The following is a 21476-nucleotide window of genomic DNA, read 5'->3' as shown; positions in this document are numbered from 1 at the left end:
GCCGGTTCCCGTTGGATGTGTGCTGATCGATAGCTGGGGCTCGCGGATCGCACCGTCCTCGCACAGCCTCGCCCGGCGATCCGTGCGGCATGGCAGGATCGAGGCGTGACGAGCTCCGATGTCCCCACGGTGCCGGTGGGTGCGGTACCCGCCGCGTTCGATGACGCGGACCCGGCGCCGGGCGCGCAGCTGCTCGACGTGCGCGAACCCGACGAATGGAACCTCGGCCACGCGCCGGGCGCGGTCCACATCCCGATGGCCGACGTGCCTGCCCGCCTCGACGAGCTCGATATCGACGCCGAGCTCTACGTCGTGTGCAGACAGGGTGGCCGGTCCATCGAGGTCGTCCGGTATCTCGCCCATATCGGGTACGAAGCGGTCAATGTCGCGGGGGGCATGGTGGCCTGGCAGCAGACCAGCCGCCCGGTGGTCGCCGACGGCGACCACGAAGCCAAGATCTACTAGTCCGGAAGCGGGGTGCGCGGGTGAGTTCGGTGGTGCAACCATGTGCACGCTGTGGTGCGCGGTGGGCCGTGCAGGGCGCGCCGATGCACTGGTGCCCGCGCTGCCGAGGGGTGCTGCTCTCGCCCGGCAGGGTCGACGCACCGGCCACCCAGCGCAACTACCGCTGGGTCGCGCGCCGACCCGATCACCGCACCCGCAAGGCGGGCGCGACCACCTCGGCCCCGCTCGGGCCGACCCCGCGCTACACCGAGACCCCGCGCTGGGGCCTGCTCGATCCGCCGCCGTCGGCGGCCCGCCCGTCCGAGCGCCCCCTGCGCGGCCTCGCCGTCCACCGCGATCGGCTGCTGGTCACGACCGCGCTCGCGTTCCTGCTCGCCGGCCTCGCCGAATACGGCCGCTACCTGATCCTGTTGCAGAACCGCGCCCGGCTCATCCCCAGCTGGCTGCTGTCGATCTCCGACGCGACGGTGCTGGTGTTCGGCGTCATCGCGCCCCTCTGCGCGCTGGTGACGGCCGTGTCGCTGGTCGCCTGGCTGATCGAAGCGCGCACGATCGTGTTCACCGCCTACGGCAAGCGTGACCCGCGCAAACGGTGGTCGCTGATCGCGGGATGCCTGGTGCCGGGGGTCAATCTGATCTGGCCTGGCGTGTTTCTCACCGAACTGCTCGGCTCCGACCCCGATCCGCGTTCGTGGCGGGCGGTGCGGATCTGGTGGGCCGCTTGGGCATTCAGCGGGCTGCTGTTGATCGCGGCGACGCTGTGGCGCGACGCGTCGACCCTGCAGGCCGAGGCCGACGGTGTCTCCTTCACCGGTTTCACCGACCTGTGCGCGGCCGGGTTCGCGGTCCTGACGTTGTGGATGGTGCGCACATTGGAGGGCCGTGACCTGCGTGGGGAGGTCAGGTCGGCGCACCGTTGGGTGATGGCGGCCGATCCCGCCGAGGTCGTCATCGCGCCGGTCGAGCCGGGCGCTGTCGCGGCGCGCGATGACGCGGCGCGCGATGACGTCGGGCACGATGAGGCCGAACGCGCGGATTCCGTCCGGACAGGCGAGAATACGCAGGAGGAGGTCGTGGCCAAGTGAGCCAGAGCAATCGCCCACCCTTCGTGGTGGCGCATCGTGGTGCGTCGGCGGCACGACCCGAGCACACCCTCGCCGCGTACGAACTAGCGCTGCAGGAGGGCGCCGACGGTGTCGAATGCGACGTCCGGCTCACCCGCGACGGCCACCTGGTCTGCGTGCACGACCGCACCGTCGACCGCACCGCCGATGCCACCGGCCTGGTCAGTGAACTGACGCTGGACGAGTTGCGCGACATGAACTTCGGCACCGACGAAGAGCCGCAGGGCGTGCTCGCGCTGAGCGATCTGATCGGCCTCGTCCTCGACTGGCGCACCCGTCCGACGAAACTGTTCATCGAGACCAAGCACCCGGTGCGCTACGGCGCCCTGGTGGAGAACAAGGTGCTCGCCGAACTCCAGCGTTTCGGCATCGCCACGCCCGCGTCGGCCGATCACTCCCGCGCGGTGGTGATGTCGTTCGCGGCGACCGCGGTCTGGCGGATCCGCCGTGCCGCACCGCTGTTGCCGACGGTGCTGCTCGGCGAATCGTCGCGGTTCCTCGGCGGGGGCGCGGCCACCACGGTCGGCGCGACCGCGGTCGGCCCTTCGGTGAAGACGCTGCGCGAGCATCCCGAACTCGTCGACAAGGCCGCCGCGGCGGGCCGGGCCACCTACTGCTGGACCGTGGACGAGCCCGAAGACGTGACGTTGTGCGCCGACCTCGGCGTCAGCTGGGTCGCGACCAACCACCCGGGCCGCACGAAGGCGCTACTGGCCGGAGTCTGATCGCCCGCACCGGACACGGCGGGCGTGGGCAGGGGGCGCGGTAAGCGAACTCGCCGCTCGGCCATAAACTCCACGCGTGGGTAAAAGCAAGCGGAACAGTCCGAAGCCCGACAGTAATCGGGCTCAGCGTCTCGCGCAGCGGCGTGCGGCGCAGGAGCAGGCATCCGCGGCCGTGACACGGCCGTTCGAGGGTCTTGCCGCCGAATGTGATCTGGTGGCGCTGCGGGAGTTCGTGCCGTCGGCGACCGCGACCTTGAAGCTCGCGCCCGGTGTGGCCGCGCAGCGTGAGGTCACCCTGGCGACGGTGCTGCCCGGCGCGGTGGCCGCGCTGGTGCGCGCCGGTGACGAGCCGGTCGGCTTCGTCGGCACGCAGATGCAGTTCCGGGGCGAAGACCCGTCGGCCGATATCGCGGCGGCGATCCTGTGGACCCAGTCGGCCGAGCCCGGCGAGTCGCTGAACTCCGCCGACGCCGTCGACGGTGGTCCGCGCCTTGCCGATGTCATCGATCCCGGTGCCGACCTCGAGCTCACCGTGCACCAGGACTTCGACTGGTGGGTGCCCGAGGGCGTCACCCCGGATCCGCAGGTAGCGGCGACTATCGAGCAGGCCAAGCAGGCCATCATGCCGTCGGCGCGCCTCGACCTCGGCCCGGATTCCGTCGGCGCGGCCTGGTGGGTCGACGCGGGCGAGAAGGCGCATGTGCGCTGGGTGCGTCCCGAGGACGAAGACGCGCTGATGCTGGCCCTGGCTCGCGTGCACGCCACCGGTGGCCTGCACCTCGGCGAGGGTTCGCGCTTCGCCGGTTCGTTCCGTACACACGGCCTGCTGGTGCCGGTGTTCGACCTCGATCCCGAGCGGCACCCGGCCGAATGGGAAGCTCCGGCGCGGGGATTCGGTGCTCGCCTGGCCGAAGCGCTGGCGTCCGACGCGCCCATGACCAGCGAAGAACGTCGTTCGCGCGATGGTCTGCGTTCGCGTCAGGTCACCCTGCGCTGAACTTAATGAAACATGCCTCTTTCACAGATTCGGTCCGCTAGGTTCACGACTGAACCGGACAATCGGTGATGAGGAAAGTAAGAGGCATCGTGGAATTTCTCGGATCTATCGCTGGACTCGCGCAGATCTTGATCGGCACCGTGCTGGCCAACACCGGCTCGGGTGGCTCCGGCTCCGGCTGGTAAACGCGCACAAAGGATTCGGCTCGCTGCCCGCGAGCCGAATCCTGTGCGTCAGAGCTAGACGCTGCCGCCCGCGACCGACGGTGCCCCGGCGGTATCCTTCGGGGTGCTCAGCTCACGCCACATGAACTCCTCCAGGTCGAACAGGTTCGACCCGGCGCGATCGGCGATGTTGAGCAGCGTGGTCATGTGCGCCACTTCTTCGACCTGTTCCTTCAGGAACCACTGCATGAACTGCTCGCCGAGGTAGTCGCCCTCTTCACGGGCGGTGCTCGCCAGCTGCACGATCTGATCGGTGACCGTCTTCTCCTGGGTCAACGCCAGTTCGATCGGCTCACGGGCGGACTCGAACTTCGACTTCGCCGCGTCGATGCCCGAGATCTCTACGGAGATGTCGCGGTCCACGAAGTACTGCACGATCATCATCGCGTGATTTCGTTCTTCCACGGACTGGGCGTAGAAGCGCTTGGCCAGCTGCGGCAGGTCGTGGTTGTCGAACCACACAGCGATCGCGATGTACTGGTGCTCGGCATTGAACTCATGCCGGATTTGATCTTGGAGCAGAGTGTGGAACTTGCTTCGCGGGGCTTCCGGATGAATCGACATGGCCGCCACATTAATGCTGGTCATCAGGGGTTGTCATCCAAGTGCAGCCTTATTGAGGGCAGTATTCCCTAACCAAGTATTTCCTAAGTCGCGCCTGCCATTCGGGGTGCGGTGGTATCGATTCGCACCGTCCCGCGCAGTTCACGGCGGATGAATTCCTCGACATCGAACAGGTTGTCCTGCCGGTCGAGCACGGTCAACAGCGTGGTCATCGCGGCGACATCGTCGACCTGCGCGCCCAGGAACCACTGCATGAATTGTTCGCCCAGGAAATCGTTGTTGTCGCGCGCGGCCGCGGCGAGAGCGCTGACCTGCGCGGTGGTGACCCGTTCGCGGTCGAGCAGAAAGGCGATCGTGGCGCGCGGGGAATCGAATTCCGAGCGGACCTCGTCGAGCCCGCCGATCGCGATCGGCACATCGCGGTCGAGCAGGTACTGCACCATGCGCATCGCGTGCCCGTGATTCGACGTCGAACGCGCGTAGGTTTGCCCGGCCAGCTCGGGTAAATCCTGCGCGTCGAAATAGACGGCGGCGGCCAGATACTGGTGCGCCGCGGTCAGACCGGCTCTGACCTGGTCACGGAGGAGTTCGGTGAACGACAGGTTCTCGGGCATACCACGACGTTACCGCGTCAGCAGCTCCTCTGGGATCTGCTGATCGGTGGCGAGCGCCTCGAAGAAATCAGAGGCCTTGGTCTTGTCCCAGAGCAACACGTTGCCCACGTCGGTGTCGTCGAATCCGCCGATCGGAACGCTGGTGGTCACGGTGTCGCCGCGCATCGCCCAGCCGAGTGCAGCCAGGTTCCAGATGTGGTCGCCGTCGTCGACCTTCAGTGAACCGGCGACCCCGGTTGCCATGGGCCACAACGAGAACGGATTCGCGAGAGTGCCCATGCTCGTGGCCTTCTTCAACAGCGCCGCCATGAACATGCGCTGATGGTTCATCCGGTCGACATCGGCGTTCGGGGTGGCCCTGGTGCGAACGAAACCGAGTGCTTGCGGGCCCGACAGTTCCTGGCAGCCCGCGGGCAGGTCGAGCCCGGCCAGCGGGTCGACGATCGGTTCGTCCAGGCACATCTCGAGCCCACCCAACGCGTCGACGACACTGGCGAAACCGCCGAAGCCGATCTGCGCGTAGTGGTCGATCCGCACGCCCGTCGCTTCCTCCACCGTTTGGACCAGCAGCGACGCGCCGCCGATCGCGAACGACGCGTTCAGCTTGTCCTTGCCGTGGCCGGGGATGTTCACGTAGGAGTCGCGCGGGAGGCTGACCATGGTGGTCGGGCCGGAGGACGCGATGTGCACCATCATGATCGTGTCGGTGCGTTCGGGTCCGGTGTCGCCGCCGGTCGCGAGTTCCTGCTCCTGCTCGGTGGAGAGGTCACCACGGCCGTCGGAGCCGACCAGCAGCCAGTTGGTGCCGGGGGTATTGCCCACACGGTCGCTGTAGGAGGGCAGCGCGGTGATGCGGGCAAGTGAGTTGTCCAGGTGCACGACCGCGGCGATCAGGCCGGCGATCAACAGCACGACGATCACCATCAGCCACCGGAACGGATGACGCTTGCGCCTGCGTCTGGGCGGCTGCGGCTGCCTGCCGCCGGTGACCGGCGGGGGAGTACGCCGGGGCGGGAGGGCGTCGTGGTGGGGCACCGGCCGCTGGGTCGGTGCGTGTCTGACCTGCTCACGAGGCGGTCGCGGCGGCGGTGGTGGTGGCTGACGCGGCTTCTCGCGCTCGTAGGGCAGCTGCGAATAGGCCAGCGGCTGGTCACCGGAGTTGCCGCGGTGCATCACCTGGGTGGGTTCGATGTGTGACGCGCCGCGTCGAGGCGCCGGGTTGTAGCGAACCGTCGGACCGTCCTCGGGCTGCGGGCGCCGGTCGTCGCCGGGCGGGCGGGCGTAGCGCGGATCCGGGGGCATCGCGCGACCCTGCGGCGGCAGGGGACGACCTTGTGGGGGCACCGCGGGACCGCCGGGGCGGCCGGACGTCGGCGGCACCCGGCGCCTACGGGGGTCCTCGCGGGGATCGTCGCCGTTCATCACCGTCAAACTCTACTGATCGTGGGGAGCGCGAGTCGGTTTCCGCGCGCTCGGTTACTACTGGGATACCCCGCGCGAGGGCCACTGTTAGCGCGAAACGCGGTGATGTGGTGAAACTCGCCGCGACACGCCGTTCACATCAGTGATCATGGCAGCCAGCCGACCCGCCCGCGCAGCACGTTGTAGCCGAGATAGGCGACAGCGTCGATCGTCGCGTGGGCCAGGATCAAGGGCCACAGGCGGTTGGTCCGCTGCCAGTATCGGCCGAAGATCAGGCCCATCACGATATTGCCCAGCCCGCCGCCGATCCCCTGATACAGGTGATAGCTGCCGCGCAGCAGCGCCGACGCGGCCAGCGACGAGTTCTCCGTCCAGCCGAGCCTGCGCAGCCGGGTGATCAGATAGCCCACCACCACCACTTCCTCGGCGACGGAATTCGCACAGGCCGACAAGATCAGGACCGGTAGCCGCCACCAGTGTTCCGACAGCGAACTCGGCACGATGGTGACGCTCACCCCCATCGTGTGCGCGACCAGATACAGCGCGAGCCCCGGCAGCCCGATCACCGCGGCGAGCACGAGACCTGCCACGATGTCGCCACGCCGGATCCGGGCCAACCCGATCATCCGTGGCCCGATCCCGCTGCGCCACAACAGGTACAGCGCCAACGCCGCCCACGCCATCAGCCGGGTCACCCCGACGAGCTGGAACAGCAGATCGAGGAACGAATTGTTCGACCGCGACGCGTTCAACGCCACGGTCCGCCCACCGACCCCACCCGGCGACAGCGCCGAATCCAGCAGGGAAAGAGCGGCACTGATCCCACTCAACCCGAAGGTCACGAGCAGAACGATCGTGATCTCGACTCGCAGCCCGAACCTGTCCCGCTCGCTCAGCTGGGTATCCGGAGGATCGACGCGCATGCCGCGCAGTGTAAGCAGCGAACGCGGCGGAATCGGCTCGCGGCGGGCGCCGCGACACGAAGTGAGACGCAGCTCGCGGGTGAGTTCAGATGCGGCGCAGGCCGTTCAGGAACGGGCAGCCGGCCAGGACGCGGACCGCGCGGCTCAGCGATTCGATGTCGTCGGCGGGGGTGGGGAAGGGCAGCCGGACGTCGTGGTCGCCGTCGTTGCTCTCGACTCGCAGGGTCAGGCCGTAGCGGTCGATGGCGAGGGGGTGCACGAGGCCGCCACGCAGCCGGGTCGGCAGGTGGCGGGCCAGCTGGGCCACCACGTCGGCGTGATCCTCGGACATGTGTTGCAGCCAGGCGCTTTCCAGCTCGCAGAACGGGTCGGCGGTGGCGGCGCGCAGGTCGGCGTGGTCGACGGATTCCGCGCCCGCGGTGTCGGCCAGTACCGCCGAGTTCACCACGATCCGCAGCAGTGTGACGCCGTGGCCGACGTCGAGCAGGCCCGGATGCGGGAAGTCCTTGGCGATTTCGACGGCGAGCGCGCGCTGCGCCTGCTCTGGCACCTGTCGCACCCAGCCGCGCAACCACACCAGCGCCCTGACCGGCTCACGCAGCGGCAGGGGCGCGTGATCGGTGAGTTCGAGGACCGCGGAGGTCTCGTTGGCCGTGGCGGCCAGCGCGGCCGCGAGTGAGGACCCTGGCACCGCGATCACCGCGTCGCCGCACCGGCGCAGGTGGTGCAGCGTGGTGGGGACCGGGTCGATCCCGGGGAGCGCGAGCACCGCTGTCTCGGCGTGAGCGCACGCACTTCGCACCCGCTCGGCGGTGGTCGGCGCGAGGATCGTGGTGGGGCTCGACATGACAACCTCCGCGAACGTTTGATTAGGTAAACCTAAGCTAAGTTACAAACGCCCGCCACGCAAGAGGACACCCCGATGAATCGAGCCGATACGGTGGACGGATGACGCACGACGACCACGGCGACGACCATTCCGCCCCCGCCGCCCCCGTCCTGCTGAGCCTGTCGGCCCCCGCCCGTCGCAGCCTCGCGGCCGACCTGGTCCGCCCCGACGGCAGTTCCCCCGCCCCGGTCGACGTCGACATCCCCGACCCCGACCTCACCGCCTTCCTGGCCGGCATCGCCCACGCCGACCACGGCTTCACCGCCCGCACCATCAGCGGCCCCCGCGCCCTCGCCGTGGTCGCCGGCACCGTCGCGGCGCTCTGCGGCGAAGACATCCCCACCGCCCTCACCACCCCCGACCTCGCCTTCCTGAAGTCACTGAAGCCCGCCGCGATCGAGGCCACCCGCACCGTCCTGCTGGCCATCGAGACCCCTGACGAACAGGCGATCACCGACGCGCTGCGCGTACTGGACAACTGACCCCGCCGTCCGCCACGCGTTAGCTGCCGCACCATATGCCCGACCTTCGAGTCCGAAAACCAGTCGGCGCCAGCCGCTAAAGTTGCAGTGTGCCGCGTATTGCGTATTTCGGACCGTCCGGGACCTTCACCGAGATGGCTCTGGCGAAGTTCGAGAACTCGGGGGCCTTCGACGGGCCGGTCGAGCGAGTCGCCGCGCCCAGCCAAGGGGCAGCGCTCGACCTGATCCGGGCCGGACAGGTCGACGGCGCGGTGGTGCCGATCGAGAGTTCGGTGGAGGGCTCGATCCCGGCGACCCTTGATTCCCTGGCCATCGGACCGCGTTTGCAGATCATGGCGGAGACCGAGCTCGAGGTGACCTTCACGATCTTGGCGCGCCCCGGAACCGCGCTGGCCGACGTGCGCACCCTGGCCGCCTATCCAGTGGCGGCGGCGCAGGTCAGGGAATGGGTGGCGCGGAACATGCCCGATGCGCGCCCGTTCACCTCGGCATCCAACGCGGCTGCCGCCGAAGACGTGGCGGCCGGAACCGCCGACGCCGCGATTTCGACCGCACTGGCGGGTGAACGACTCGGCCTGGTAACCCTGGCGAGCGGCGTGGCCGATCACGACCAGGCCATCACCCGCTTCGTCCTGGTCACTCACCCGGGCCTCGCACCGGGAGCCACCGGAGCCGACCGGACCTCCGTGGTGCTCGAACTGCCCAACGAGCCCGGTTCGCTGATGCGCGCGTTCGCCGAATTCGCCACGCGTGGAGTAGATCTCACCCGCATCGAATCGCGCCCGACCCGCACCGGCATGGGCACCTACCGGTTCTATCTCGACTGTGTCGGACATATCGATGACCCGGCGGTAGCGGAAACACTGAAAGCCCTGCACCGCACCGCCCAGGTCCGCTTCCTCGGATCTTGGCCTGCGACAGCGGCAGTCGGCACACCGCCGCCGTCGGACGAACCGGCCGCAGAATGGTTGACGCAATTGCGAAAGGGGGTCGCGGACCTATGACTACCCGCGCGAAACTGATTCTGGTGCGCCACGGCGAGACCGAGGGCAATGTCGCGAAGATTCTCGACACCGCCGTTCCTGGCCTGCCGCTGACCGAACGTGGTGTGGCGCAAGCGAAAGCGTTCGGCGCCGGACTCGAGCGAGCGCCCCAGGTGCTGGTGTCGTCGGACGCGTTACGTGCCCGCCAGACCGCAAGCCACATCGAAGAGGCCACCGGCACACCGGCATACGTCCTCGACGGCCTGTACGAGGTGCAGGTGGGCGAGTTGCACGGCCGCTCCGACCGGGAAGCGCACGAAATCTTCCAGCAGATCTATCGCGGCTGGCACCTCGGCGAACTCGACGCCAGAGCCCCCGGTGGCGAATCCGGCCACGAAGTGCTGGCCCGCATCCTGCCCGTCCTCGAGGGCCTGCGCGCGGAGTTCCTGACCGACGACGCCGACGGTGACGTGGTGGTGGTGAACCACGGTGCCGCCATGCGCCTGATCGGTAAGGCGCTGGCCGGGGTGGCGCCGCCGTTCACGACGAACAACCACCTCGACAACACCGAGACCATCGAACTACTCCCCACCGAAGACGGCGGCTGGGAATGCCTGCGGTGGGGTAAGTTCACCCCACCGTTCACCATTCAAGCCGACCCGTCAGCCGACGACCCCATGGGTTGAACGCTCCGGCTGCGCCTACGGTTTACGGCTGAGTTGTGGGGGCGTTTGGTGGGAATGGTGTGGGTGGGGTGGGGTGGGCTTACGCCGGGTTACTGGCTGCCGCGGTAGGGAATTCGGTGCGGACCGGGAGGGACTCGATGAGGTCGGCTACCGCGGTGCGTAGGCGGGCGTTGGTGCCGCTGGCGATGGACGACCACTTCACGCCGTCGTCGGCGACGCTGGCGGTGATGATGAATCTGCCTGCGCGCGTGTTGAAGACGGCGATGTGGTTGTCCTGGATGTCGCGGGTGCCGTCACCGTAGGCCACGCCGACGATCTCGGCGTAGGAGTGGATCTCCACCAGCGCCGAAGCCAGTACCTGGGCATCGGTGGTCGGATTGCCCACCGCGAGCAGGCGCCGCGTGGTGGCGGCCGCGTCTCCGGTGTCGCCGAAGATCGGCGCCAATTGTTCGGTGGGAGCGTTCATTCCGTACAGCTCGAGCGCTTCGACCGGTCCGAGCGCCTGCAGCACCGCGCCGGGCAGATCGAGGCCGGCGTCGTCGATGACGTAGGACTCCGGCCCGCGCAGGGCGACGACCGCACGGTCGTCGCCCTGCGCCAGGCAGAATCGGTTGACCTGGCCCGCCACCACCCACCGCAGCGCGATGATCCACTGCGGCCGGTAGAGCACCCGTAGCCGTTCGGCGAGCTCGGGTGCCACCACCTGGCCGAACAGCAGCTCGCGTTCGGCCAGGGCGGACTGTGCCACGTTCATGGCGGCGTCGTGCGCGGTGACGTTGTCATAGCGGCCCATGGCGTCGAGCACCACGGGCATCTCGTCGAACTCCAGTTTCTCCAGGAGGAACTGCATGTCGTCGAGCGAGAGCACGACGGCGCCGAGCAGCGAACCTCCGCTGCCCGTGCCGAGAACCGTCACTTGGCCGATCCGGTGAGGTCGGCGCCGATCACACCTTCGGCCGCGTAGCGACCATCGGTGAACTCGTCGGAGCGCACGTAGTCGACGCCATCGTGCTCGTCGTCCTCCTCGCCCTTCTGCCGGTTGCCCATCAGCGGGTTGCCGCCGCTGCCGGTGTTGCGCACGGGTGCGCTCTCGACCCGGTTGACGATCGATTCCGACACCGGCGCGCTAGCGGACGCGCTCGCGGCGGGCGCACCCCAGCCCTCCGGCAGCTTCAGCGAGCCCGCGCTGACGCCACCGAGACCGGCCGACGTGGTGGCCATGCCCCCACCGACCGCGGCACCGGCGGCAGCGACACCCGCCATGGCAGGAGCGACGGCGGCGCTCGCGGGCGCGGTGGCCGTGGCCGCCGAGATCGCGGAAGCGCCGATGTTGCCGGCCGTGCTGACGCCGCTGGTGAGCACGCCGCCCGCGGTGTTGGCCGCCTGGGTGGCCGCGCTGACCACACCGGGGTTGGAAACGAAGGCCTGCGCGGCGGCGACCGCGGTCTGCAGCGGATCGCCACCACCGAAGTCGCCCTCACCGGCGGAGCCCGCACCGCTCGCGATGGCGGGCGGCATGGTGAACTCGCTGGGCACGGCGACGGTGGCCGAGGTGGCGGCCTCGTAGGTCTCCATCACCAACGCGGCGCGGATGTCCATGGCGTTGCGCGCGACCTCGGCGACCTCGAAGGCGCCGGAGACGACACCGGGCGGGTTGGCCGAGGCGGCCACCGCGCCGTTGGTGGCGATGATCTCGGGCAGGCTCGGCATCGCGATCGACGCGACGGTGTAGGCGGTGGCGTTGGCCGCGCACTTGGCGCTGATCGCCGCGGCCGCGATGCCCTGCTGGCTGGCCCAGCCCGCGAACGGGGCCAGCCGGGCGAGCACGGCGATACCGTTGACGCCCTGGAGGCCGACACCGACCTCCGCGATCACGCGCGTGATCGTGAAGGCGGCGTCGCCCCACGCGGCGGCCAGCCCGCCCCACGAGGTGGCCGCGGCGCTGATCGGGATCGCGTGTGCGCCCGTATTGAGGGTTGTCGAGTTCACTTCGGCCATACGAGGCAGCCAGAACACCCCGGTGATCCCTGCGGTCATGCTTGTTTCTCCCCTGAGTAAATGATCGTCGACAGGATCGGTGCGACTACACCTGGATGGCGTTGATCGTCGCCGCGCGGACCACGTCTTCCCCGATATGAGTGGTCAGCTGCGAGCGCAAGGTCGCGGCCGCGTGATGCAGCTCGAGGATCGCCTGGGCGACCGAACCGTCGTGCTTGCCCGCCGCGGTGTTGAAGTGGCTCGCCGCGAGCAGCGACACCTCTTCGGCGCCCGAGGGCAGCACGTGCGTGGTCGGGCCGGCGAGCCCGGCCGCGATGGCGAGGCGCTCGGCGAGCAGATCCAACTCCGCGGACGCGGCGAGGACGATTTCAGGTGCAACGAGAACGTGTCCAACCATGACCCGACTCCTTCTGGTGGCGGCTATCGGGAACCACGAGAATTCCCCCTACGAGTACTAGGACGCGAGAGCGGGTCATTCGGTTCCATCGATTCCCCACCCAGTTTCGCTAACCCCATCCCAGCTCATGCAACCGGTCGTCGTCAATCCCGAAATGGTGTGCTATTTCATGGATCACGGTGATCGTGACTTCTTCGACCACCTCGTCGTCGGTGTTGCAGATGTCGAGAATAGCTTCTCGATAGATCGTGATGGTATCCGGCAACGATCCGGCGTAATAGCTGTCGCGCTCGGTGAGGGCGACCCCGTGGTACAGCCCCAGCAGCGACGGTTCCTCGTCGTTTCGGGGCTCCACCAGCACCACAACATTGTCTATGGCACTGGACAGCTCGGCCGGGATCTGGTCGAGGGCATCGCTCACCAACTCCTCGAAACGCCACTCCGGCATCCGCTCGGACAACGTCACCTCGGCTGGGGCTGCGGTGGCAGTGGCGCGGCGCCCGGCAGCGGGGCCGGAGTGGAGCGTCCGGTGTTCGGCGGGGGCACCGGGGCCTGGCCGTCGATCAGGATCTCGCCGCGAGCAGAGCCGACGATGGGCGCGAAACCCTCACGGTCGGCGCCTTTTCCGAGCCAGCAGTCCAGTTTGTGGCTGCCCGCGAGCCAACTGGCAGGCTCCAGATAGTCGAAGAACAGGGTCAGCGTCTTGTTGCGGATGGCGTCGGGGCTGCCGAGGTAGTCGCCGGAGAGCCGATTGCATTCGGCCTCGACGAACTTGTCCTGATCGGCTTCCGACGGCGGTCCGCCGGTGAAGGCGGTGGACAGGTCGACGGTGCCGACGATCTCCACCGAGTGCGGTTGGGCGCAGTCGATCGGGTCGGTCGGCAGGTTCTGATTGATGCCGAGGCAGGTACCGGTGGCATGGATCTTGGACTGATCGCTGTCGGCCAGGCTGCCGGTGGTGGCCGGGCTCGTGGCGGTGGCGGCGACTTGGACGCCACAGCGCAGGGTCCGGTCGCCGTGTTGCCAACCGGCCGGGCTCGGCGACATCACATTCACCATGAACTTGCCGCGCGGATCGAATCGCCCGCCCAGATACTTCTGGACAGCGGTCACGCAGTGCTCGTCCCGCAATTCGGTCATGCGCAGTGAATCGGGGTGACGGGTGCCGTCGGCGAACTCACGCCCGGGATAGGCGCTGAGGTCGATGACGCCCGCCACTTCGAACAGGTGCTTGTCGCCGCAGCCGACCTTCACCAGATCGCTCCGGTCGGGTCTCGACCAGGTCAGACAGTCGCCCTGCGCCGCGTTGCTGAACTCTTTGTCGCGTACGACCGGTTCGGCACCTGGCTGGTGCGCTTCCACCTTGTCGGTGTCGAAGCCTGTCACGGTCATGGTGACCATGGCCGCGATCACCGCCCCGAGGGCGCCTATCAGCAGCCCCCAACGCAGTTTCGTCGCGGACAGGTGCAGGGCGCCGCCGCGACTGGGCGCGGCGGGTCCCTCGGCTGGGTTGCTCTGCTTCTTCGACATCGTCGACGAGTGTATTTGTCGTGGCGGGCCGCCGGGTCAGCCCCGCAGAGCTGACACGAAGATGCCCGGTATGCGGCGCAGTTTGCCGTCGCCGTAGAAATCGGTCAGTTTGCGTCCGGTGGCGGTGCCGGTCTTGTTCGAGACGAACCACGGCGGCTTCGGGGTGAGGGCGAATTCGCCGCGCAGAATCGAGCGCGGAGCGGGGCGGAAGGGGCCGCGGACCACGGTGCGCTCGACGTCGTCGAGGAGGAAGGCGTTGTGTACGACGCCGATGCCGCTCTGGATGTCGTCGAGGGTGTGGCCGGGGTAGGCGCCCCAGCTGGCGCGCGGGGTCAGAAACGCGAGACCGGTCCAGGCGTTGAGGGCGACGGTGCCGTAACGCAGGTTCTCGATCGCGGTGTCGAGTTCCGTGCCGAGCGTGGCGATCGTCGCGGGGTCGGCGATGATGTTGGCGCCCAGGGTGCCCATCAGCTCGTCATTGGCGAAATCGACCGCGTTGCTGAGGAATTCGGCCCCGGTGCCGGGCAGTTCGACCACGCCGAGAACGGGCGAGAAGTACTCGGTGCGCAGCAGGGGAGTGTCGTCGGCGGGCAGGTTCTCGACCAGCAGGCGGCCGTTGGCGCGGGCGGCGTCGGGGTAGGACTCGAGTGCGCCCGCCACGCGGGTGTCGCTGCCCGGGTAGTAGGCGGTGCGCGCGGGAGCGTTGTCGATCGCGGCGCGCAGTTCGGTGAGGAACTGTTCCTTGAGCGGCCAGTCCGCGGCGAGCACCACGGTCTGCGCGGCGACACAGTTGTAGCCGCCGTTGTGCAGGCGCTGGGTGGCCACGTGCTCGGCCTGGAACTTCAGATCGGCGGCGGCCCAGTCGCCGGGAATCACGATGCACGGCGCGACACCGCCGAGTTCGCTGGTGATGGGCTTGTCCAGGATGGGCTCGCCGGTCTTGTCGGCGCCCGGCCCCCACACGATCGCGTCGTGAGTCGGCGCGCCGCCGGTCATGTGCACGTGCGCGACCAGCGGATGGTTCACCAGGTAGCCGCCTTCGGGGGCCCCGCCGGTGAGGATGCGCACCACGCCGAGCTCGATGAACGGTGCGAAGATCGCCTGGAACACCGGCAGCAGCGGATCGGTGATCGGGTTGAGCTTGAGCGCGACGACGCGGTTGTTGGCGTAGAGCTCGTAGAGGGTGTCCAGCGGTGCGATCGACATGATGTTGCCCGCGCCGAGCACCGCGCCGACACCGTTGGTCTTCGCGGGATCGCGCTGGGCAAGGCCCGCCTTGCGACGGGCGGTCGCGGCGTCTACACCGGGCTTCAGCCACACATCGGCGCTGAATCCGCTCAGCAGCAACTTGTCGTAGATGCCGTGGGGCAGTGCGGGCACGGCTACCCGGCCGCCGGGGGCGGTGACGAGTTCGACACCGTCGAGCGGGCTCGTGCCCTTCTCGAGAGCGGCCATCGACTCACTCAGCGCCTGCGCGCCGGCGAGCATCGTCATCGGGCCCGACATCCACTCCTCGCCGAGCAGCGGGCTGTCGGCGTCGAGTTTCTTGATGGTGCGGGCGGCGGCGACCCAGGCCTCGGCGTCGCGGGCGGTGAGCGCGTGCAGTTCGTCGAGCAGTTCGCGGCGGCGGCGCAGGTCCGTCGCGGCCCAGGTCTTTTCCCCTTGGGTGAGATCGGCGAGCGCGGTATCGATGACGGCGGTGTCGAAAGAGGTACTCACACCGCAACTATGCCCCTGTGCTGCCCGATTGGCACTTCAACTAGGCTGTTTCCTCATGATCGACCTCCGATTCCTGCGCGAGAACCCGGAAGCTGTCCGTGCCTCGCAGCGGACCCGCGGTGAGGACCCCGCGCTCGTCGACGCCCTGCTCGAAGCCGACGCCGCGCGTCGGGCCGCCGTGGCCACCGCCGACAACCTGCGCGCCGAGCACAAGGCCATGGGCAAGGTGATCGGCAAGGCGAGCAAAGAGGAGCGCCCCGCGCTGCTCGCCGCCGCCACCGACATGTCCGCCAAGGTCAAAGAGGCCGAACTCGCCGAGGGCGCCGCCGACGCCGAACTCGACGCCGCGCAGCGCGCCATCTCCAATGTCGTCCAGGACGGCGCACCCGCGGGCGGCGAGGACGACTATGTCGTGCTCGAAACCATCGGCACCCCACCGGTTTTCGACTTCGAGCCCAAGGATCACCTCGAGCTCGGCGAGTCGCTGCACATCATCGACATGGAGCGCGGCGCGAAGGTGTCGGGCTCGCGGTTCTATTTCCTCACCGGCTACGGCGCCTTGCTGCAGATGGGCCTGTTGCAGCTGGCCGCGCAGAAGGCCGTCGCCAACGGCTTCACCATGATGATCCCGCCGGTGCTCGTGCGCCCGGAGATCATGGCCGGTACCGGATTCCTCGGCCAGCATTCGGCCGAGGTCTACCACCTCGAAGAAGACGACCTCTACCTCGTCGGTACCTCGGAGGTGCCGCTGGCCGGGTACCACTCGGGGGAGATCCTCGACCTCAGCGCGGGCCCGAAGCGGTACGCGGGTTGGTCGTCGTGCTTCCGCCGCGAGGCCGGTAGCTACGGCAAGGACACCCGCGGCATCATCCGCGTGCACCAGTTCGACAAGGTCGAGATGTTCGTCTACACCACCCCTGAGCAGGCCGATGCCGAGCATCAGCGGCTGCTGGCCTGGGAGCGCGAGATGCTGGCCGCCATCGAGGTGCCCTACCGGGTGATCGACGTGGCAGGTGGCGATCTGGGTAGCTCCGCGGCGCGCAAGTTCGACTGCGAGGCCTGGGTGCCCACTCAGCAGACCTACCGCGAACTCACCTCCACCTCGAACTGCACCACCTTCCAGGCGCGCAGGCTCTCGGTGCGCTACCGCGACGAGAATGGCAAGCCTCAGGTGGCGGCCACGTTGAACGGCACGCTGGCCACCACACGCTGGATCGTGGCGATCCTGGAGAACCACCAGCAGGCCGACGGTTCGGTGCGCGTGCCTGCGGCATTGGTCCCGTTCGTAGGCACCGAGGTGCTGAAGCCGTAAGATGCTCATTGTTTGCTGACGTGCATTTGGCGGATGTGGCAAACACCCTGACCCATCAACATCTAGGCTGGTGCTCGTGCGAGGAATCGGGGCGCGCGGCGATACCCGAACCCGGGTGCGGGCGGCATCGGCGTTGGCGACGGCAAAGGTCATGGCCAGGACAACGGGGGCGTTCTACGTTCTCGGTGGTGTCCTCGGCCTGATGATCACTGCCGTCGCACCGGGCGACGACGGTAATCGCGCTGTTGTCGGTACCGCGGCGGCCATCTCGGTCCTGCTCGGGCTCACGATGCTCGCGTGGGGCCCCGGATGCCGCACGGCCTGCATCACGTCTACCTCGCCACCGCGACCGTGCTCGTCGCGATCGCGGTCTACGACTTCCCCAATCTGGTCGGCGCCATCACCCTGGCTTCGTTCTTCGTGTTCGTGGCCTGCGACGCGGCGCTGTTCTTCGCCTGGACCCAGGCCGCCGCGCACATCGGTTTCGCGATGGTGCTGTGTCTGCTGGTGTTGCCCGCGCGCGGGTTGCCGTGGTGGTCCGGGCTGATCCCCGCCGGTGTCACCTTCGGCGCGGGCGTGGTGGTCGGCATCCTCACCAGGATGGCGTCGGAAGCCGACATCGACGTGCTCACCGGTCTGCTCAACCGGCGCGGCTTCGAGAAGCAGCTCAACCCGGCGATCGATGCGGCCAGCCGCGGCGGTCAGGGCATGGCCCTCGTGCTGGTCGACCTCGACCGATTCCAGAAGATCAACGACCACCTCGGCCATCGCGCGGGCGACGCCGTCCTGCAGCGGGTCGCCGACACCTGGCTCGACCTGCTCGCGCCCGGTCAGGTGCTGGCCCGTTTCGGCGGCGACGTGTTCGCGCTGCTGTTGCCGGGGACCACCGAGCAGGCCGCGATCCTGCTCACCGAACAACTGCGTGCCGCGGTCACCATGGGCTGTTCGGCCGGTGTCACCTCCTGGCAGCCGGGCGAGTCCGGTTCGCTGCTGGTCAGCCGCGCCGATGTCGGCCTGTATCGGGCCAAGCAGGCGGGCCGCAACCGCACGGTGCTCGAATCGTCGCGTCAGCTTCCGCTGGCGGTGGAACTGCGCGAGGCCATCGATCGCGGTGCGCTCGACGTGCACTACCAGCCGATCGTCAGCCTGACCGAGGACGGCGGCCAGGCGGTCGGCGTCGAGGCGCTGCTGCGCTGGTCGTCGAGCGCGCAACCCGAGGTCACCACCGAGGGCCTGATCCGCGTCGCCGAGGAATACGACCTCATCTCCGATCTCGACGAGCTGGTCCTTCGCCGCGCCTGCGCCGACGCCGCCCGCCTCCAGGAGAGCTTCGCCTCGCTGAACCTGACCCTGAACGTGAATGTCTCCGGCCTCGAGCTGGCCGAGACCGAATACGCCGAGCGGGTCGCGACGATCCTGTCCGATACCGGCTGGCCCGCCGACCAGCTCGTCCTCGAGGTCACCGAGAGCGAACTGGCCGCCGAATCCCAGACCGCGATCACCAACCTGCACACCCTGCGCGACCGTGGCGTGCGCATCGCCATCGACGATTTCGGCACCGGGTACTCCTCGCTGAGCCGCCTTGCCACCATCCCGAGCGACATCCTCAAGGTCGACCAGTCCTTCGTCGCCGCCATCCGCTCCGATTCCCCCGCCCCGCCGCTGCTCAGCGTGATCGCCGCCCTGAGTAAATCCCTCGACCTGCAGGTCATCGCCGAGGGTGTGGAAACCGAGTACCAGGCCGCCGTTCTCACCGAACTCGGCTTCGCCCTCGCCCAGGGCTACCACTACAGCGACTCGCATCCGGTCTCCGAACTCATCAACGACCTCAACGACGGCCGCCCCCTGGTCGGCACCACCGACGACGATGATTCCCTCGCCGCCAACGGCTGGATCCCGCTCGGATAATCGCTTGACCCGGCCGGTCGCGACGCGAACGATAGAACCCATGCGGATGCTCTTCTACGGCTGTTGACCTTCCCCGCTCCGGCACGCGGTGGCCTGGTTGAGGCGTGATCCGACCGGTGTCCGCGACCTCACGGTGCGCGCGGTCCTGTTCAAGGGCACGCGTGACCTGCTACCGATCTATGCCCTCTACGGCGTGCTCTTCGCCGATCACGGACTGAGTACCGCACAGATCTCGCTGTTGCTGGCGATCTGGTCGGTGACCGCGTTCCTGCTCGAGGTGCCCTCGGGCGCGTGGGCCGACACGGTGTCGCGCCGCCGATTGCTCGTCCTGAGCTGCGTGTTGCAGGCCGCGTGTTTCGCCCTCTGGATGCTGGCGCCGTCGTTCGTCGGCTTCGCGCTCGGCTTCCTCGTCTGGGGTATCGCGGGCGCACTGGAATCGGGGACCTTCGAGGCATTGGTCTACGACGATCTGGTCGCGCGTGGCGAACCGTCCGCCTACGCCCGAATCATGGGCTGGGCGCGCGGTGCGCAGGAGAGCACCGTGCTCGTGGCGATCCTCGCCGCCGCACCGCTGTTCGCTCTCGGCGGCTATGAGCTGGTCGGCTGGGTCAGCGTCGGCGTCGGTCTGCTGCACACGCTGACCGCGCTGGCGCTGCCCAGCGCGCCCGTCGCCATCTCCGCGACCGCCGTCGATGATCTCGACGACGAGCCAGCACCAGGACCGGTCGGCCCGCACGTCAAACCGGGAGCGGCGTCAGCTGGTGCACCACCGTCGAATTCGCACGGATCCACCTCGTCGCGCTATCTCGCCATGCTCGAAACCGGCCTCTCCGAAGCACTTCACGTTCGCAGGGTCCGCCGAGGTGTGCTGCTCGGCGCACTCCTGTACGGCGTCACCGCCTTCGACGAATACTTCGGCCTACTCGCGGTCTCCGGTGGCGCTTCGACCAGCACCTCGGCATTACTGGTCGGCGTCACCGTCGCGGGTTCGCTGATAGGTTCGTTGTCGGCTGGTCGCACCGAGGTCGTGTCGAATCGAACGTTGGCCATCGCGCTGTTCGTCGCCGGAATCCTGTTCGTCGCGGGCGCGTTGGCGGTCGGAGCGGCGCGGGGCCCCGCGCTGGTCTGGGTGGGATTCGTCGGTATCGGCATCGCCTACGGCATCGACTTCAATGCCGAGGTCATCGCGGGTGCTCGGCTCCAGGATGCGATCGAAGGCCCGGCCAGGGCCACCGTCACCTCGGTCTCCGGGCTGCTCTCCGAGATCGTCGCGCTCGGTGTATTCGCGTTCGTCGCGCTCGCGACCCAGTGGCTCGCGATGTCGACGACTATCGCGCTGCTCGGGTTGGTCATCTTGGTCGCCGCCGCGTTGACGCCTACCTGGCTGCCGCCGCGTCACGTCGCCGCGCGTGATAGGACTGAGAACGCAACCCCGGATCAAGAGGGAGAACGTGAGGCCGACCGCTAGCCGTCATGACCCCGGACGACCCGCCGGAGTCGGGAGTAGGCGGATGAGCCTCGGGCTGATATTCGGGTTCGGTATCGGGGCGGGTGTCGCGGTGCAGGGGCGGATCAACGGGGCGCTGGGCGCGCGGCTGGCCGATGGGATCGCGGCGGCCACCATCAGCTTCGGCACCGGCCTCCTCGCTCTGCTGATCGCTTTCGCGTTCAGCCCGGCGTTGCGGGCGGGTGTCACCAAGGTGCGTACCGCGGTGTCGGAGGGCGGATTGCCGCTGTGGCAGTTGCTCGGCGGATTGTGTGGCGCGTTCTTCGTGGCTGCTCAAGGCCTCACCATCGCCGCGATCGGCGTCACCGCGTTCACCGTCGCGGTGGTCGCGGGTCAACTCCTGAGCAGCCTCGTCGTCGACCGACTCGGCCTCGCCCCGAACGGTCGAACACCGATCACCCCATGGCGTGTATTCGCGGCCGCCCTCGGCATCACCGGGGTCGTGCTCTCGGCCGGCGGCGGTTCCGCCCCGACCACCGTCGTCACCGGTGTCCCCGACCTCCCCGCCCTGCTCATCGTCCTTCCCGCCCTCGCGGGTATCGGCCTGGCCTGGCAACAAGCGGTCAACGGCCGAGTAGGCGCCACCGGCGGCCCTTTCACCGCCGCCCTGATCAACTTCGCAGTCGGCCTGACCGCCCTACTCCTGCTCGACCTCTACATCCTGTCCACCACCGGCCTGCCCACCGAATTCCCCACCGACCTCTGGCTCTACACCGGCGGCCTGATCGGCGTCGCGTTCATCGCGCTGGCCGCGGTCACGGTGGGCATGATCGGAGTCCTGCTGCTCGGTCTCACCTCGGTGGCTGGCCAGCTCGTCGCCGCGATGGTTCTCGACGCGGCTGACGGAAGACTGTCGCCAACCACCGTCGTGAGCTGTGTGATCGTGCTGGGTGCGGTGGTAGTGGCGAGCCGGAGCAGTCGCTGACCCAGACGCCGAAATGCTAGGTTTCAGGCGAAATGCGGCCGGGTGATTCGGCCGGTCTGCCGATGCGGCGGACAGGGAGTTG

22 protein-coding genes are annotated in these 21476 nt (G+C 68.4%); 11 read left to right on the top strand and 11 right to left on the bottom strand.

What is annotated here, in order from left to right:
* The first annotated feature begins 105 nt into the window (after positions 1-105).
* The 4 genes from NS1_RS33515 to NS1_RS33500 all read left to right on the top strand — a co-directional run bounded on the left by NS1_RS33515 (position 106) and on the right by NS1_RS33500 (position 3311).
* Positions 106-465, top strand: coding sequence for a rhodanese-like domain-containing protein (locus NS1_RS33515; RefSeq protein WP_082843813.1), 360 nt, complete (start codon positions 106-108; stop codon positions 463-465).
* A gap of 20 nt (positions 466-485) precedes the next feature.
* Positions 486-1550 carry a DUF4328 domain-containing protein gene (locus NS1_RS33510; protein WP_062991026.1) on the top strand — a complete coding sequence of 355 codons (1065 nt, stop codon included), beginning with the start codon at positions 486-488 and terminating at the stop codon, positions 1548-1550.
* Positions 1547-2314 carry a glycerophosphodiester phosphodiesterase gene (locus NS1_RS33505; protein ID WP_062991024.1) on the top strand — a complete coding sequence of 256 codons (768 nt, stop codon included), beginning with the start codon at positions 1547-1549 and terminating at the stop codon, positions 2312-2314. The genes NS1_RS33510 and NS1_RS33505 overlap by 4 nt, the downstream gene beginning before the upstream one ends.
* A 76-nt stretch (positions 2315-2390) precedes the next feature.
* A complete protein-coding gene (locus NS1_RS33500; protein WP_062991022.1) occupies positions 2391-3311 on the top strand; it encodes a DUF5926 family protein in 921 nt (306 codons plus the stop codon).
* A gap of 239 nt (positions 3312-3550) precedes the next feature.
* Here the strand turns inward: NS1_RS33500 and NS1_RS33495 are convergent, their stop codons facing one another.
* The 5 genes from NS1_RS33495 to NS1_RS33475 form a co-directional block, all read right to left on the bottom strand.
* On the bottom strand, positions 3551-4099 hold the full coding sequence (locus NS1_RS33495; RefSeq protein WP_062991020.1) for a ferritin: 549 nt from the start codon (positions 4097-4099) through the stop codon (positions 3551-3553).
* Positions 4100-4182: 83 nt separating this feature from the next.
* A complete protein-coding gene (locus NS1_RS33490; protein WP_056822458.1) occupies positions 4183-4713 on the bottom strand; it encodes a ferritin in 531 nt (176 codons plus the stop codon).
* 9 nt (positions 4714-4722) lie between these two features.
* Positions 4723-6135 carry an LCP family protein gene (locus NS1_RS41235; RefSeq protein WP_174562706.1) on the bottom strand — a complete coding sequence of 471 codons (1413 nt, stop codon included), beginning with the start codon at positions 6133-6135 and terminating at the stop codon, positions 4723-4725.
* Positions 6136-6281: 146 nt separating this feature from the next.
* A complete protein-coding gene (locus NS1_RS33480) occupies positions 6282-7058 on the bottom strand; it encodes a CPBP family intramembrane glutamic endopeptidase (RefSeq protein ID WP_062991018.1) in 777 nt (258 codons plus the stop codon).
* A gap of 85 nt (positions 7059-7143) precedes the next feature.
* Entirely contained in the window at positions 7144-7905 is a 762-nt protein-coding gene (locus NS1_RS33475; RefSeq protein WP_062991016.1) for a DUF2470 domain-containing protein, read from the bottom strand.
* A 101-nt stretch (positions 7906-8006) separates the two neighbouring features.
* On the opposite strand from NS1_RS33475, the gene NS1_RS33470 reads away from it, so the two are divergent.
* The 3 genes from NS1_RS33470 to NS1_RS33460 all read left to right on the top strand — a co-directional run bounded on the left by NS1_RS33470 (position 8007) and on the right by NS1_RS33460 (position 10098).
* Positions 8007-8429 carry a hypothetical protein gene (locus NS1_RS33470; RefSeq protein WP_062991014.1) on the top strand — a complete coding sequence of 141 codons (423 nt, stop codon included), beginning with the start codon at positions 8007-8009 and terminating at the stop codon, positions 8427-8429.
* Between the two features lie 89 nt (positions 8430-8518).
* Entirely contained in the window at positions 8519-9433 is a 915-nt protein-coding gene (gene pheA, locus NS1_RS33465) for a prephenate dehydratase (protein WP_062991012.1), read from the top strand.
* Positions 9430-10098 (top strand): histidine phosphatase family protein, encoded by a 669-nt coding sequence (locus NS1_RS33460; RefSeq protein WP_062991010.1) that lies wholly within the window; start codon positions 9430-9432, stop codon positions 10096-10098. Before pheA ends, NS1_RS33460 begins: the two co-directional genes overlap by 4 nt.
* Positions 10099-10177: 79 nt before the next feature.
* Here NS1_RS33460 and NS1_RS33455 read toward each other — a convergent pair whose 3' ends face one another.
* The 6 genes from NS1_RS33455 to NS1_RS33430 all read right to left on the bottom strand — a co-directional run bounded on the left by NS1_RS33455 (position 10178) and on the right by NS1_RS33430 (position 15742).
* Positions 10178-11014, bottom strand: a complete 837-nt coding sequence (locus NS1_RS33455) for an ESX secretion-associated protein EspG (protein ID WP_062991008.1) — start codon at positions 11012-11014, stop codon at positions 10178-10180.
* A complete protein-coding gene (locus NS1_RS33450) occupies positions 11011-12135 on the bottom strand; it encodes a PPE domain-containing protein (protein WP_062991006.1) in 1125 nt (374 codons plus the stop codon). The genes NS1_RS33455 and NS1_RS33450 overlap by 4 nt, the downstream gene beginning before the upstream one ends.
* A 46-nt stretch (positions 12136-12181) precedes the next feature.
* Entirely contained in the window at positions 12182-12493 is a 312-nt protein-coding gene (locus NS1_RS33445; RefSeq protein WP_062991004.1) for a PE family protein, read from the bottom strand.
* A gap of 109 nt (positions 12494-12602) precedes the next feature.
* Positions 12603-12941 carry a metallopeptidase family protein gene (locus NS1_RS33440; protein ID WP_131816868.1) on the bottom strand — a complete coding sequence of 113 codons (339 nt, stop codon included), beginning with the start codon at positions 12939-12941 and terminating at the stop codon, positions 12603-12605.
* Positions 12942-12955: 14 nt separating this feature from the next.
* A complete protein-coding gene (locus NS1_RS33435) occupies positions 12956-14023 on the bottom strand; it encodes a septum formation family protein (protein ID WP_062991002.1) in 1068 nt (355 codons plus the stop codon).
* A gap of 36 nt (positions 14024-14059) precedes the next feature.
* Positions 14060-15742: an aldehyde dehydrogenase family protein gene (locus NS1_RS33430; RefSeq protein ID WP_062991000.1), complete on the bottom strand. Its 1683-nt coding sequence runs from the start codon at positions 15740-15742 to the stop codon at positions 14060-14062.
* Between the two features lie 55 nt (positions 15743-15797).
* Here NS1_RS33430 and serS point away from each other — a divergent pair, with 55 nt between their 5' ends.
* The 4 genes from serS (at position 15798) to NS1_RS33410 (ending at position 21394) form a co-directional block, all read left to right on the top strand.
* Complete coding sequence (serS, locus tag NS1_RS33425) at positions 15798-17054, top strand: serine--tRNA ligase (protein ID WP_062990998.1); 1257 nt, start codon at positions 15798-15800, stop codon at positions 17052-17054.
* Positions 17055-17351: 297 nt separating this feature from the next.
* Complete coding sequence (locus NS1_RS33420; protein ID WP_255284789.1) at positions 17352-18962, top strand: putative bifunctional diguanylate cyclase/phosphodiesterase; 1611 nt, start codon at positions 17352-17354, stop codon at positions 18960-18962.
* Positions 18963-19050: 88 nt separating this feature from the next.
* Positions 19051-20430, top strand: a complete 1380-nt coding sequence (locus NS1_RS33415) for an MFS transporter (RefSeq protein WP_084504719.1) — start codon at positions 19051-19053, stop codon at positions 20428-20430.
* A gap of 43 nt (positions 20431-20473) precedes the next feature.
* The gene (locus tag NS1_RS33410) at positions 20474-21394 is read left to right on the top strand and encodes a DMT family transporter (RefSeq protein ID WP_062990996.1); all 921 of its coding nucleotides are present in this window, start codon (positions 20474-20476) and stop codon (positions 21392-21394) included.
* Positions 21395-21476: the final 82 nt, after the last annotated feature.

It is taken from the genome of Nocardia salmonicida NBRC 13393, assembly GCF_001613085.1.
Taxonomy (GTDB): Bacteria; Actinomycetota; Actinomycetes; order Mycobacteriales; family Mycobacteriaceae; genus Nocardia; species Nocardia salmonicida.
Note: the sequence above shows the minus strand (reverse complement) of the source record. Positions and strands in the feature narration are given on the sequence as shown.

Excerpts from the sequence above, each read along its gene's own strand:
- NS1_RS33460 (WP_062991010.1), top strand. The coding sequence starts at position 9,430 with ATGACTACCCGCGCGAAACTGATTCTGGTGCGCCACGGCGAGACCGAG.
- NS1_RS33475 (WP_062991016.1), bottom strand. The coding sequence starts at position 7,905 with ATGTCGAGCCCCACCACGATCCTCGCGCCGACCACCGCCGAGCGGGTG.
- NS1_RS33445 (WP_062991004.1), bottom strand. The coding sequence starts at position 12,493 with ATGGTTGGACACGTTCTCGTTGCACCTGAAATCGTCCTCGCCGCGTCC.
- NS1_RS33440 (WP_131816868.1), bottom strand. The coding sequence starts at position 12,941 with ATGCCGGAGTGGCGTTTCGAGGAGTTGGTGAGCGATGCCCTCGACCAG.
- NS1_RS41235 (WP_174562706.1), bottom strand. The coding sequence starts at position 6,135 with ATGAACGGCGACGATCCCCGCGAGGACCCCCGTAGGCGCCGGGTGCCG.
- NS1_RS33470 (WP_062991014.1), top strand. The coding sequence starts at position 8,007 with ATGACGCACGACGACCACGGCGACGACCATTCCGCCCCCGCCGCCCCC.
- NS1_RS33410 (WP_062990996.1), top strand. The coding sequence starts at position 20,474 with ATGAGCCTCGGGCTGATATTCGGGTTCGGTATCGGGGCGGGTGTCGCG.
- NS1_RS33495 (WP_062991020.1), bottom strand. The coding sequence starts at position 4,099 with ATGTCGATTCATCCGGAAGCCCCGCGAAGCAAGTTCCACACTCTGCTC.
- NS1_RS33450 (WP_062991006.1), bottom strand. The coding sequence starts at position 12,135 with ATGACCGCAGGGATCACCGGGGTGTTCTGGCTGCCTCGTATGGCCGAA.
- serS (WP_062990998.1), top strand. The coding sequence starts at position 15,798 with ATGATCGACCTCCGATTCCTGCGCGAGAACCCGGAAGCTGTCCGTGCC.
- NS1_RS33435 (WP_062991002.1), bottom strand. The coding sequence starts at position 14,023 with ATGTCGAAGAAGCAGAGCAACCCAGCCGAGGGACCCGCCGCGCCCAGT.
- NS1_RS33490 (WP_056822458.1), bottom strand. The coding sequence starts at position 4,713 with ATGCCCGAGAACCTGTCGTTCACCGAACTCCTCCGTGACCAGGTCAGA.
- NS1_RS33480 (WP_062991018.1), bottom strand. The coding sequence starts at position 7,058 with ATGCGCGTCGATCCTCCGGATACCCAGCTGAGCGAGCGGGACAGGTTC.